The organism is Ruegeria sp. AM5 (assembly GCF_056540645.1).
The window spans coordinates 24,525-37,957 of the sequence record NZ_JBQFXC010000019.1; the positions used below are offsets into that span (position 1 = coordinate 24,525).

Annotated in this window: 11 protein-coding genes; 2 read left to right on the plus strand and 9 right to left on the minus strand. The window is 56.3% G+C overall.

Going from position 1 to position 13,433, the window contains the following annotated elements:
• Positions 1–23: 23 nt before the first annotated feature.
• The 9 genes from ACR0AH_RS20530 to ACR0AH_RS20570 all read right to left on the minus strand — a co-directional run bounded on the left by ACR0AH_RS20530 (position 24) and on the right by ACR0AH_RS20570 (position 10,065).
• A complete protein-coding gene (locus ACR0AH_RS20530; protein ID WP_480593536.1) occupies positions 24–1,214 on the minus strand; it encodes a Gfo/Idh/MocA family protein in 1,191 nt (396 codons plus the stop codon).
• Positions 1,207–1,881, minus strand: coding sequence for a hypothetical protein (locus tag ACR0AH_RS20535; RefSeq protein ID WP_480593538.1), 675 nt, complete (start codon positions 1,879–1,881; stop codon positions 1,207–1,209). Before ACR0AH_RS20535 ends, ACR0AH_RS20530 begins: the two co-directional genes overlap by 8 nt.
• Entirely contained in the window at positions 1,862–3,058 is a 1,197-nt protein-coding gene (locus ACR0AH_RS20540; protein ID WP_480593539.1) for a Gfo/Idh/MocA family protein, read from the minus strand. The genes ACR0AH_RS20535 and ACR0AH_RS20540 overlap by 20 nt, the downstream gene beginning before the upstream one ends.
• Positions 3,048–3,875 (minus strand): citryl-CoA lyase, encoded by an 828-nt coding sequence (locus ACR0AH_RS20545; protein WP_480593541.1) that lies wholly within the window; start codon positions 3,873–3,875, stop codon positions 3,048–3,050. The genes ACR0AH_RS20540 and ACR0AH_RS20545 overlap by 11 nt, the downstream gene beginning before the upstream one ends.
• Positions 3,872–5,764 (minus strand): bifunctional sugar phosphate isomerase/epimerase/4-hydroxyphenylpyruvate dioxygenase family protein, encoded by a 1,893-nt coding sequence (locus ACR0AH_RS20550; RefSeq protein ID WP_480593542.1) that lies wholly within the window; start codon positions 5,762–5,764, stop codon positions 3,872–3,874. The genes ACR0AH_RS20545 and ACR0AH_RS20550 overlap by 4 nt, the downstream gene beginning before the upstream one ends.
• A complete protein-coding gene (locus tag ACR0AH_RS20555; protein ID WP_170328647.1) occupies positions 5,764–7,059 on the minus strand; it encodes a TRAP transporter large permease in 1,296 nt (431 codons plus the stop codon). The genes ACR0AH_RS20550 and ACR0AH_RS20555 overlap by 1 nt, the downstream gene beginning before the upstream one ends.
• Positions 7,056–7,631, minus strand: a complete 576-nt coding sequence (locus ACR0AH_RS20560) for a TRAP transporter small permease (RefSeq protein ID WP_170460347.1) — start codon at positions 7,629–7,631, stop codon at positions 7,056–7,058. Before ACR0AH_RS20560 ends, ACR0AH_RS20555 begins: the two co-directional genes overlap by 4 nt.
• 30 nt (positions 7,632–7,661) lie before the next feature.
• Positions 7,662–8,672, minus strand: a complete 1,011-nt coding sequence (dctP, locus tag ACR0AH_RS20565) for a TRAP transporter substrate-binding protein DctP (RefSeq protein WP_480593544.1) — start codon at positions 8,670–8,672, stop codon at positions 7,662–7,664.
• 100 nt (positions 8,673–8,772) lie between these two features.
• The gene (locus tag ACR0AH_RS20570; RefSeq protein WP_480593546.1) at positions 8,773–10,065 is read right to left on the minus strand and encodes a Gfo/Idh/MocA family protein; all 1,293 of its coding nucleotides are present in this window, start codon (positions 10,063–10,065) and stop codon (positions 8,773–8,775) included.
• On the opposite strand from ACR0AH_RS20570, the gene ACR0AH_RS20575 reads away from it, so the two are divergent.
• Entirely contained in the window at positions 10,064–10,717 is a 654-nt protein-coding gene (locus ACR0AH_RS20575) for a GntR family transcriptional regulator (RefSeq protein WP_480593547.1), read from the plus strand. The genes ACR0AH_RS20570 and ACR0AH_RS20575 overlap by 2 nt on opposite strands.
• Before the next feature lie 530 nt (positions 10,718–11,247).
• Positions 11,248–13,341, plus strand: coding sequence for a 3-hydroxyacyl-CoA dehydrogenase NAD-binding domain-containing protein (locus ACR0AH_RS20580; RefSeq protein WP_480593548.1), 2,094 nt, complete (start codon positions 11,248–11,250; stop codon positions 13,339–13,341).
• Positions 13,342–13,433: the final 92 nt, after the last annotated feature.

A 13,433-nucleotide genomic window follows, 5' to 3' on the forward strand; every position in this document is an offset into this window, starting at 1 on the left:
TTTTCATTCTTGTTGGCAGAGCCTTAGAGAGTGACCCAGTCACCTCCGGACTGGTGAGAGCGCACGGAGGCTTCAATAAACCGGACGCCATCTGCACCTTGTTCGACACTGGGATAAGTAAGCCAATCATCCGGAACGGTAACGCCATCCCGACGCGCGGCTACGGCCATAGCAAATTCCGTATAGAGGTTGGCCCAGGCTTCGATAATCCCTTCTGGGAAGCCGCGCGCGGTCCGGATTAGACGTTCTGCGCCGGGGCCGATGCCATGCCCGTGACCTCGGCTGATGATACGATCCGGCTCACCGAACCGATTGAACTTCAGCTGTTCCGAATTCTCCAGGTCCCACTCGAGACCTCCTTCGTTCCCGAATATGCGCAACCGCAACCCTCCCCGATTCCCGGGGGCAAGGCGTGTCACCATCAGGGTTCCCGGAACCTCGTTTTGATAGCGGGTGAACATGAATGCTGTGTCTTCCAAAGGCTTTGGCGCGCCGCAGACATGAAACTCGGCCCTCAGGTCGGTCATCGGCAAGCCCGAGACAAAACTGGCGAGATGCGCAGCATGGGTGCCGATATCGCCGACACAACTGGTCGGGCCAGAAATCTTCGGGTCCAGCCGCCACTTTACATGAGGCGCATCGGCCACATCTTCGGGCGTCATCCAGTCTTGCATGAACTCGACGTGGATTTGGTTGATTTTACCGATGCCGCCTTCCGCCACGATTTGTTTGGCCTGACGGATCACTGGAAAACACGACATCGCATATCCGACGGCAAAGACCTGTCCCGTGCGGGCGGTAATCTCCTCAAGCCCCTCGGCCTCGGCGACTTCGTTGGTCAGGGGCTTGTCGCACATCACGTCAATGCCCGCCTCGAGAAACGCCTTGGCCGCATCAAAGTGTACGTGGTTCGGGGTGGTGATCATGACAGCATCCACGCCATCCGGGCGCGCCGCCTCGGCCTGCGCCATCTCGTTGAACGACGTATAGCACCTGTCTGCTTGCAAGTACCACTCGGCCCCACGCGCCTTGCTGCGAACGGAATCAGAACTGAGCGCGCCTGCGGCGACCTCCCACCGGTCGGTCATCCGCGCGGCCGTTGCCTGCGTGACAGAGATACGTCCACCGCCAACAACGCCCAGCCGCAAACGGCGAGACAACCGGGGGAAAGGGCCGTCGAAGTTCAGGTCTTCGGGTAAAAGTCTCTCAGCCATTCTGAACCTCCATTTCCGGAACCCGCGCGCCTTCCGGCAGTATTTCGACCGCCATGAAGATGCTGGGGGTAATCGTCTCGTATTGATGCCAGGGGTAGTTGCCTTCGGCGTCATACATCGGCTTGTGCGTCGTGCCGGGAGCCATGAATTCTTCGAGGTAAAGGGTTTCAACGTCCCGTTCGCGGCATTGCTGCATTTTCCCAAAGCCTACGATTTGTGTATGCACTTCGCGAAACCCCGGTACCGGGCAGAACGGATGATCCTTGTGCAATCCGACATTCAGCGGCACCGAGCCGGAATGGTACATGGTCAGCCCAACGTTACCCACAAAGACCTTTGGCGACATGTGGTGGCTGACACCGCGTAAACGCTCCTCTTGGCGAACATCAAAAGCAGACGGCCATGTATCTTTCACCCATGCGAACAACTCGTTGTCATCGGCATGGTCGTCGAAATCGTGGACAATGACTGCACGTTCCACGCCGCTAAGCGTGCTGTCTTGCACGATCACAGAGGAAAGCGGTGCAATGGTCTGATCCTCGACAGAGAGATTTCGCCCCCCAAGGTTAAGGACGATGGCGCGACCCTCGATAGAAATTCTGCGCTCGCCACTTATGTGCTGGACGCGAAAAAATGGCTGGGCAAAGTCAAGAGTCTGAATAGGCATAGACCAGCTCCTTCCTCTCATCGTTAAGGAAATCGACCGGCAAAGGCTCCGGAGCTGCGCAACGGCTTTCTATCGTCTGATAGGCGCCAAATTTCGGTGCCCTTTCAATTGCGTCCATGACCTCGAAAACATGGTAGGCAAGCGCTCCACTCGCACGGGGTTGGCGTCCATCTTGCGCCGCCAAGGCCAGATCCAAAAGGCCGAGACCACGGCTGTCCTCATTGAACCCGTGTTTGTTGACGACCACCTGCCAGCCTTCGCGACCGGATGGGCGCGGCTGATGAGACCAGCGCGAGGTCTCCCGCGTTTTCAGCCAGACATCCCCCTGAAAGATGTTGGCACCATGTACCGGGTCAGGGTCTGGGATGCTGATGGTGCCTTTTTCACCGTAGATCTCGAACCGCGGCGTTTCGCTATCCCAGACGTCAAAGCTCATGGTCATCGACCCTATAGCCCCGGAAGAGAACTGCAGCAGGCTTAGGGAATGCGTGTCGACCTCGACATCCATCCATTCACCGTTGCGAGGGCCGTTTTCGATCATCCTTTTGTCGAACGTGCGCCGAGCCATTCCGGCGACCCGGTCAACCGGACCAAGGCAGCAAACCATGGCGGTCAGGTAATATGGCCCAAGGTCCAGCAAGGGCCCGCCACCGGCCTGGTAGTAGAAATCCGGGTTGGGATGGTGGCGTTCCGTCCCGTGGGTACCGACATGGGCAAAAACCCCTGTCGGTTTGCCAATGGCACCCTCATCGATCAAGCGCCGAACGGTTTGCCAACGACCGCCCAGAAATGTGTCGGGTGCGCAACCGACCAGTAGCCCCTTTTCAGAGGCCATGTGCAGAATCGTCTTACCATCCGTTCGATCCATAACCAGCGGCTTCTCGGAATAGACGTGCTTGCCCGCCTCCAACGCACGCAGGCTGATTTCGGCATGCGCCGCCGGAATTGTCAGATTCAGAACGCAGTCAATCGTCGGATCGTCAAACACCCCATCTGGCGCACAGGCCTTGGCGATACCGTATTGATCCGCTTTGGTGCGGCTTTCCGAAGGGTCAAGGCTTGCACAAGCCACTACCTCAACGTTTGAGAATTTGGATAGTGTTTTTAGATAAATATCGCTGATACGACCACAGCCGATAAGGCCGACCCGGAAGGATTTCGATGTCTCACGTGTCATCATTCCTGTCTTCGTAGAGGGGTAAGTAATTAGGGGGCATCGGCCCTTTGTTGCGGCCACCCTGGTTCATCTGTTCCCAAGCGTGGGCGAGTATTCCGACCGAGCGGGACAGGCAGAACAGCCCTCGCGACAAGGGCGCAGGAAAGCCAAGTTCGCAGAAGATCACAGCTGTCGCGCCGTCAATATTCATGGCAATTGGCCGACCGCCTCGTTGACGACCGAGTTCGGCTTGAACCTCTTCTCCGATATCGGCAAACCGGCCAGAAACTGTGCCTTCTGCCGCCGCATCTCGAACAAGTTGCATCAATCGGGGTGCGCGTGGATCGACAGGTTTGTGAAACCTGTGACCGAAGCCCGAGACGATCTTGCCATAGGTCTCGCGCCAGCTGTCCAGACCGTCCTTCACTGCGTCATTCAACGATGCTCCGCAATCCATGCGAGCTGCGATATCATGGTACAGCTCTGCACACTGCTCTCCTGCCCCGCCGTGCACGTCGCCCAGCATGTTCACCGCAGTCGCCATCGCGTTATTGAGACCTACCCCGCAGGTGGCGGCCATACGCGCAGCCGCGATTGAGGGAGCCTGTGGGCCGTGATCCACGCCTGCGACCAAAGCGGCTTCGAACAGGCGCGCTTGCGCGTCGCTGGGTAGATCGCCCCGCACCATAAGCCAGATCATCTGCGGGAAAGATACGTTTCCGATCAGGTCCTCTATGGCGTTGCCACGAAAAGAGATCTGTCCGGGTTTCATGTCGATGATGGAGGTACGCCACCATTGGCGAACGGCGCGCTCATCGTCTGTCGTCTGCGCGGTCATTGCGTCTGCACCTCTTTCACCGGCTGGGTTTTGCTTTGCGCAGCAAGGCGAATGGGTGCATTGCGCGCGCCATAACCGGCATAGCCCATACGGCGTTCAACGATTTCGAAGAAGAAGCCGTTAAAGATGGGGCGGCTGTATATCTGAAAATACTCAGCACCCGCCGCCCGATCGTAGAGAATGTTCCCCCTGCGCAATTGGGCGACCAAATCGTCATCCAATCCGAATGTCGCTTGCAGATCAGCGTAGTAGTTCTCCGGGATGGACAGGCTGGGAAAGCCAGACTTGAGCAACTGGGCTGAAGTTTCAAAAATATCATCCGACTGGAAGGCAATGTGCTGAACACCAGCCCCAAAGCCATCTTCAAGGAATGACGCTGCCAGTGTTCGACGCCCAACTGCCCCATTCAGGTTTAAGCGCACTTCGCCTTCGGGACTTTCGATAGCCTGGCTTTGCACGACACCAGACGGGTCGGCGACGTTCACGATAGGGGATTTTGCCATCTCGAAAGTCGAAATGTAGTAGAGTAGCCAGCTTTGCATCTCATCGTGACGCATCGTCTGGGCCAGATGGTCGATACGACGCAGACCGGCAGGTTGGGTGGCTTTGGTTTTCGCAACCGGCTCGAACTCAATGTCCCATACCCGATGGAGATCGGATTTCTCATCGATGAAATGAACGACGTTGCCACCAACGCCCCGAATGGCCGGGATATCCAGTTCCCCTGTTCCCACCGGTTGTGAGAAATTCGGCGCGCCCAACGCGGTCGCCCGCTGAACCGTCTGATCCGCATCTTTGACACGCAACCCCATGTCACAAACGGAGGGGCCGTGACCCAGGAACGCCGAATGGGCAAATCCTTCCTTTTCGGTATTCACAACGATGTTTATCGCGCCCTGCCGCCACAGCTCGACGGACTTGGATACGTGCTTTCGCTCCATTCGAAAACACATTGCTGACAACATATCTGCCAGCTGCGCGCCGCTTGTTTCGTCGGCTGTAAATTCGACGAATTCGAAGCCTGACGCATAGACGCGTTCCGGCAGGTCCGGGATGCCGAAATCGGTTCCCGGCTCGGTCCGGGATACCTCATCCAGGAGGTTCACCAGCGACCTGTAGCTGTCTCGGGCCAGTGTGCGGCCACCGGGTTGAGGAGCTGCTTCGTTGACGCGTGCAATGGACCAAGGCCCCTTGTATCCGGCGCGGGACAACACCCGCACAAAGCCCGCAAGGTTCAGCGACCCAAGCCCTGGAAGAAGCCCAAAGTGCCGTTTGAGCCTGCGAATATCCATCTCAAGTCGCGGTGCATCGGACAGTTGCACATGGAACAGCCGCTCTCCAGGAATGTCCCGAAGGCGGGCTGGTTTGGACCCGTCGGCAAGCGAGAAGAAAGAATTCAAAGCCAACCCCAAATGAGGGCTGTCGACAGCACCAACGATGCCTAACGCCTGTTCATCCGAGTGAATAAGACCCGACCATGGCAAGCCCATATAGGCCAGACGCATCCCCATTTCTTTAGCGATTTGGGCCGCCTCGCCAAGATCTGCGATTACCTGTTCTTCGGTCGCGGCGACATCGGCCTCGAAGGCAGACCCGATAAGCAGCAATTCCGTTCCCAACTCGCTCATTAGGTCGAGTTTGCGCTTCAGTCGATCAAAGGCGCGCTCACGTCCAACATCGGGCTGGCCTTCAAGATTATGGAAGGGTTGGAACAGGCAAATCTTCAGGCCGAGGTCTGATGCAATATTCCGGATTTGCGATGGCGGCCCATCAAAAGCGGTCAAATCCGGTTCGTGTAACTCGACACCTCCGAACCCTGCGTCGGCGATCGCACTCAGTTTTTCGGCCAGATCACCGGGGATCGACGTTGTCGAAACCGAGAGGCACATTATCCCTGATATCCAAACATACGCGGCAACCACAGGACCAGATCCGGCATCAGCATCATTATCACCAGGGCGAAGATGAGAACCGCGAGGAAGGCCCAGATTTCGGAGATGATTTCGCGCAGCGGAATGTCCGTCACGGCGTTGATCACAAAGAGTAGAATGCCATAGGGCGGCGTGATCAGACCGATCATCGAGTTCACGACGACCAGCACTCCGAAATGCACCAGATCAATCCCGAGCGCTTCGCAGGTTGGAATGAACAGTGGCACGATCACCAGGATGATCGTTGTTGCGTCTAACACGCATCCCAGCGCGAGGATCAGCAGGTTTACGAGGATCAGGAACACAATCGGGCTGACATCAGAACCCTCCAACAGCGCCGAGATAGACTGCGGTATTTGCTCCTGAATAACGATGAAGTTCAGAATGAACGCGCCCCCGATGACCACACCGACGGCTGCGGAAGAGCGCGCGCTGTCGACGAACACTTGATAAAGGCCACGGAAGGTCAGCGCGCGGTAGAACAACGCTGCCAATAGCAGAGCGTAGAATGCAGCCACGGCTGCAGCCTCGGTCGGAGTAGTAACGCCGCCATATATGCCGTACAGCAGGATTGCAGGCATCAGCAGAGCCGGAAACGCGTTGGCGGTTTTAGCCGGCAATTCGCGCAGTGGAACAGGTTCTTCCAATGCAAAGTTCCGCTTTCCGGCCAGATAGTAGTTCATCGCCATGAGGACGACGCCCATGATCAGGCCCGGAAGAATACCGGCCAGGAACAGCGACCCGATAGAGGCCTTGGAAACGAGCGCGTACAAAACCATCGGGATCGAGGGCGGAATGATCGGGCCAATCGTCGCCGACGCCGCCGTGATCGCGGCTGCGTAACCTCGGCTGTAGCGGCCATCCTTGGTCATCATCTCAATGATGATTTTACCGATCCCCGCGGCATCCGCGACGGCCGAGCCGGACATACCCGAAAAGATCAGAGACGCTACCACGTTGACGTGCCCGAGACCGCCCTTGAACCGACCAACAGCGGCGACGCAGAAGTTCAGCAGACGGTCCGTGATCGAGCCCGCGTTCATGATATTGGCGGCGACGATGAACAAAGGCACGGCAAGCAGGATCGTGCTTTTGTAGAAGCCCTGCAGGATCTTCTCGCCTGCGAGTGCTACGTCCAGTCCGGCTGTGCCCAGATACACCAATGAGGCCAAGAGGATGGAATAGCCGATAGGTGTCCCGATGCCTGCCAGAAGAAAGAGAGCGAGCAGGCAGGAAAGAAGTTCAAAACTCATTTCTTAACTTCCTCGTCCTCTTCGACGTCGACACGGGGATGGTCGTCAACCACGTTGTACCCAACAACCAGTTCCAACTCTGTCTTTGGGGGGCCATTGCGCATGACGTCGAAGAATAGCCACGCGTAGCGCGCTGCGACGACCAGCATGAATACCGCGTAAATCGAGAATACTGTGCGCAAAGGTATCTTCTCGCCGGAAAACGGATTGCGGACAGTCGATGTCTTGCGGATTTTCATCCAATCGATGTAGTCCCACGTCGGAAGGAAGCTGTAGAGCATACCGACCACGATCGCTGCGGCCGCCAGCATCGCAAAGACCTGCCGCACGCGCATCGGCACGGAAAGGTAGATGATGTCGAACTTCACGTGATCCCGTTCGCGCACTATGAAAGCGCAACTGAAGAAGATCACCCAAACCCACAGAATGCCGATGAGTTCAAGCGTCCATCCGGCGGGGGTAAAGAAGTAGCGCAAGAGTATTTGCAATAGGAAAATCAGGAAGATTGCCGCCAGCATCCCGCCGGCAATCGCTTCGGTCAGTCGGGAGAACCCCTTTATGAAGGCTTTCATTATGGTTCTCCCTCCCTTGTCTTACTGGGCTCAGTTGCCCAATGCGTTGATCTGATCCAGAACGCCTTCGGGCCATGAGCCAGCGAATTCGCTGTCCAGATACATAGACTGTACCTGATCGCGGAACGCGGCGAGATCGGGTTCGTAGATCTCCATTCCTTGCTCTTTCAGAAAACTGACAAGATCCTCTTCTTTCTGAAGCTGCTTCTGACGGCCTGATTCAGCTGCTGCGTCCGCAGCTTCCTGAACCTTGGCTTGCTGTTCCGGCGTCAACCCGTCCCAAACTTCTTTGCCAATGGCGATATAGTTCAAGTCGACCAAGTGAGATGTCAGGATGATCTGATTGGTCACTTCGTAAAACTTGGCATCAACCACGGTCGGCAATGGGTTGTCCTGACCGTCAACGGCACCGGTCGACAGAGCTGTGTAAACCTCTGAGAACGCCATTGGTGTCGGGGCGGCACCCAGCGCTTTTCCAAGGAACTGCCACGCATCTGTGCCCGGCATCCGCAGGTTCACACCCTCCAGATCAGCCGGAGTGCTGATGGTCAGTTCATCCTTGGGCTGGCGCAGGTTCACCTGACGACGGCCCAGATACATGACCGACAGCAGTTTGACGCCCAGCTCTTCTTCGGCCTTTTGCTTGAAGGCATCCATCAAAGGATCGTTGAAGACAGCCACCTGATGCGCGGCGTCCTGGTGGACATAGCCTGCGGTAAAGATCGAAAACTCGGGGAAGAACTGTGCCAGTTCCTGCGCCGAGGTGATCGACATTTCCAGGTTACCCCGGCTGATGGCGTCCAACTCGGTGCCTTGGGCGAATATGGTGCCATTATAGCTGGGTTCGTAGCTTGCGAAATCAGCGACCATGGGCGCGAAAACCTCGGCCATAGCGACCGAGCGCTGATCGGTCTCCGATCCTGATGTTGCGAGGCGAAGTTGCACTTTGTCTTCCGCCAGCGCACCACTTGTTGCGCTAAACAGAACACCGGTTGCGACCAGGGCTGATACAGCAGCCCGGCGGGTAAGTTTGGTAATCACTTTGCTCCTCCCTGAGACATCATGATGCTTCTTTTTTGCGATTCAGAGTTTTGACCTATTTTGGACATTTTGCAAGATGTTTTGCAAAATATCTGATATTTTAGACTGCCGTCATACCTACCATTGGTGTTTTTTGTAAGTTTTTGATCTTGACCGTATCACCTGTTCTGCAGGAATTCTGAATAGCTTCAATAACTTGAAGTGTTCTGAAACCTTCCCATCCAGACACAATCGGTTCTGCTTCGTGCCGAGCTACTTCAACAAAGTGCCTAAGCTGATTGACCAGGGGGTCAGACGCACCCTTCTTCAGCGCGGTTGATGAGATTGGCGTCCACCAGTCCCTTTGCTCACCCTGGTAACTCCACAATCGAAGATCGGGAACGGACAACGAACCATGAGAGCCACCGATCATGTAACTACTCTCAGTGGTCGACGGATAGATTGGATATTCCTGAGACGTCATCTCCCAGCTCCACGGGGCGACGATACTGTCGGACACACTTATGGTCCCGATCGCCCCACTTTCAAACGTCAACAGCGCGCCGGCGACATCTTCGTTGTCGAAACCCCGCTGCGATGAAGCCGACTGAGCCTGAACGGTCACGACTTCTCCGGCCAGGTACCGCAGCAGATCCACATCGTGGACAAGATTGACCGAGATGGGCCCTGCACCGGGTTTCTTTCTCCAGGGCGCAGCATCAAAATACTCGTCTGGCTTATAGAACCAGCAATTCGCATGGACAGCGCGCACATCTCCAATCTTCCCATCGACAATGGCTTCCTTAGCCGACCGGATCAGAGGATTGTGCCGACGATGATGTCCGACCATCAGTGGCACATTGGCCTTCTCCGCTGCTTGAACAAGCTCAAGTGCAGCGGTGGCTTCCACGGCGATCGGTTTTTCGACAAGAAGGGGACAACCATGTCGAACACACGTGAGGCCTTGTTCAACATGAAGCGTGGTCGGGGTCGCAAGAACAGCTCCGTCCGGCGTCTGATTTGCAAACATTTCCTCGAGGGTTTCGAAACATGCGACCCCATGCTCAACGGCGTAAGCACGACCTTCATCGCTGGGGTCGACCACCGCGACGAGATCAACATGGCGCAACGCTCGTATAGCGTCTGCGTGGCGGCGTCCAACAAGGCCAATGCCGACAATGGCAATGCGAAAGTTCTTAGACACTTTGCTTCCTTCCGGAGGGTCCGGAAAATCCCGAAACCGATGATTGCGATCGGGCTGCTTTGCCCAACTTGGCCACGACCGTATTGGGGTTTTCGCGATTCCGCAATAATGTATGATATTTTTATTTTTACCATACATCAGTTTGGATTGCTGATGTCTCTCAAAAATGCTAATTGAACGAGGAAACTGATAATATCGGGTGAAACGCATGGCGAAACAGCCGTCTACGATAGGTGCAAGCACCTATCAGCGCATCAAGCGGGATATCATCTTCGGGGAGCTGCAACCCGGCTCCAAACTGAAGCTGGACGCCTTGAAGGAACGCTACTCGGCAAGCCTTTCGACACTTCGTGAAACGCTGAACAGGCTCGCCAGCGACGGATTTGTCGAAGCTCCCGAGCAACGGGGTTTCCTGGTCACACCAGTTTCACGAGAAGACCTGACCGAGATTTCAGAGCTGCGGGTCCTGTTGGAATGCCACGCGTTGGAATTGTCCATTGCGAATGGCGACACAGATTGGGAAGGCAACCTCGTTGCCGCACACCACAAACTGCACCTGATGGAACAGCAGCTTCTCAAGGGCGACGAGTCCGAGAAAGAAACCTGGAAACGATATGATTGGGAGTTTCACCAAGCGATGATCGCGGCCTGCAACTCCAAAAACCTTCTGTCTCTGCACTCCATCATCTACGACAAGTACTTACGGTATCAGATGCTTGTGCTGACTTATCGCGGCGAAGAGGCGGTCAAGGAGCACAAGGGCATGTTCGATGCCGCGCTGGCCAGAGACGCCGACACGGCGAAGAGGCTGTTGGAAGATCACATTCGAAATGGCCTCCAGCATACCTTGGGGGCTATGTAAGACGTTCCCATTGCCGCAATAGCGACAGCCTTCAACGCAGAGCACCCCGGTGAAGGCGAATTTCTTTTGATCGAATTCGCCAGTCAGGGCACCGCTACGACAATTGACCTTTCGGCTTACCCCTTGAAGGTCACGGCACGCATATTTTACAGAGTGTTAATGTGTGGGGTTTGTGTCCAAGACGGACCTCCGCTACCAGAACTTCCCAAACAAGTATTAAGGCCCTGTTAGCTGGGTTTCCATTTGGATCGCGCCCTCGGGTTCCGTGCGAGTTCAGACCAAGCACTGCAGTTCTTTGCGCTTCGTTGCTCTGAGGCCGCGAAGCAAGTTCTACCGCAACGTAAAAGGTTGGTTCCGGGCATGAACCGCGTGATTATGGTACTAAATCCGAGAAAATCAAATAAACCGAACGATCGGTCGAAAATATAGTTGAATACGAACGCAGACCGGGCCAGTCTTTGATCGCGCCGTGTCCGGGGATTCCCCGATTTACTACTGGCATCGCATTTCGTCTGAGGAGGCACGATCATATGACCCAAGTCATCGGGTATGAGAAAGTGGGCGATATCGCCATTGTGTCGGCTGAGAACCCACCCGTTAACGCGCTGGGCGTAGAGGTGCGCCGGGGATTGTTGTCAGCGATCGAACGTGCCGAGACCGAGGGTGCGCGCGCGGTTTTGATCTATGGTGAGGGTCGAACCTATTTTGCTGGCGCTGATATCCGCGAATTTGGCAAGCCGCCACAGGACCCGTGGCTGCCCGCACTCTGTGATCGGATTGAGGCGTCGCCCTTGCTGGTGGTTTCTGCGTTGCATGGAACCGCGCTTGGTGGTGGGCTTGAGGTTGCTTTATCCTGTCATTATCGCGTTGCCGTGCCGTCTGCGAAGGTGGGGTTGCCCGAGGTTAATCTTGGTATCATTCCTGGCGCTGGCGGCACCCAGCGCTTGCCGCGTGTTGCCGGAGTCGAGGCTGCATTGGACATGATCACGACGGGGCGGCACGTCCGAGCTCCAGAAGCGCTTGAGATGGGTGTGCTGGACAAAGTTCAGGATGGTGATCCGCGCGAGATCGGCCTGGCCTATGTCAGAGAGCTGCTTGCAACTGATGCACCTCGGCGTCCTGTTTGCGATATGGCCCGGCCCGCCCCAATCGATTTTGATGCGGCCTATAACGCGGTGCTGAAGAAGGGCCGGGGCCAACTGTCGCCTGCGATTGCAGTGCGGGCAATACAAGCCAGTTGCGAGGCCGAGGATTTTGCATCCGGTTTGGCTCGCGAACGGGAATTGTTCATGGACCTGATGGCCTCGGATCAGCGCAAAGGGTTGATCCACGCATTCTTTGCGGAACGTGCGGTTGCAAAATTGCCCGAGTTGAATGGGGTCGAGCCGCGGGACCTGCAACAGGTCGGCGTCATCGGCGGCGGCACGATGGGCGCTGGGATTGCCACCTCAGTTCTGCTGGCGGGGCTTCCTGTCGTGCTGCTTGAGATGTCACACGAGGCAGCGCGGTCCGCTAAAGATCGTATCGCGGCAAATCTGGCTGGCGCCGTGAGGCGCGGAAAGCTGAGCCAGGACAAACATGATGATATTCTGCAGAACCGGCTGACCCTGGCCACGGACTATGACGCACTGAGTGGCGTCGATCTGGTGATCGAAGCCGTGTTCGAGGACATGGCAGTGAAGAAAAAGGTTTTTGCGCAACTGGATGCGGTCTGCAAAAGCGGTGCGGTATTGGCGACCAATACCTCATACCTTGATATCAACGAAATTGCCGGATCGACCGAAAGGTCACAGGATGTCATCGGTCTGCATTTCTTCTCCCCAGCACATGTGATGAAACTGCTTGAGATCGTGGTGGCGGATCACACCGCGCCCGAAGTTGTGGCAACGGGTTTCGCGTTGGGCAAGAGGTTGGGCAAGGTGGCCGTTCGGGCAGGTGTGTGCGACGGGTTCATAGGTAATCGGATTTTGGGCACATATCGGAACTGTGCTGATCACATGGTGCTGGATGGGGCGAGCCCATTCCAGATCGATGCTGCGCTGACCGGGTTTGGATTTGCGATGGGCCCCTATGCAGTGTCAGACTTGGCCGGATTGGACATTGGCTGGGCGGCGCGCAAGCGGAAACGGGCCGCAGGCCAGGATCCACGCGTTCGCGACAGTTTCTATGCCGACAAGCTGTGCGAGGCCGGACATTTCGGCCAGAAAACCGGCAAGGGCTATTACATATATGAAAATGGCAAGCGGGGTGGAGAGCCGAACCCCGAGCTGACATCATTGATCGAAGCCGAGCGTGCGGCTCAGAACATAACTCCACGCGCGTTTACGGATGAGGAGATCATACGTCGCTATATGGTCGCGATGGTGAATGAGGCGGCGAAGGTGGTAGGCGACGGCATCGCGCGTAGACCGCTGGATGTGGACGTTACGCTGCTCTATGGCTACGGTTTTCCGCGCTACTGGGGTGGGCCGCTGAAATGGGCAGATTTGCAGGGTTTGCCGGGCGTATTCAACGATATTCGCAAGTGGGCTGAAGAAGATGCCTATTTCTGGCAACCTGCACCCCTGCTTGAACAACTGGTGGCCGAGAACCGCTGCTTTGATGATCTCAACAAAGGTGCCTGAAGTCTCGGGGCAAAGGCTCTCGTGCCTGCGCAACATTGGCTGCGCCAATATTGCTAGCCGCCTTGGGCCCGGCATCGCGCAAAGCGCGATGC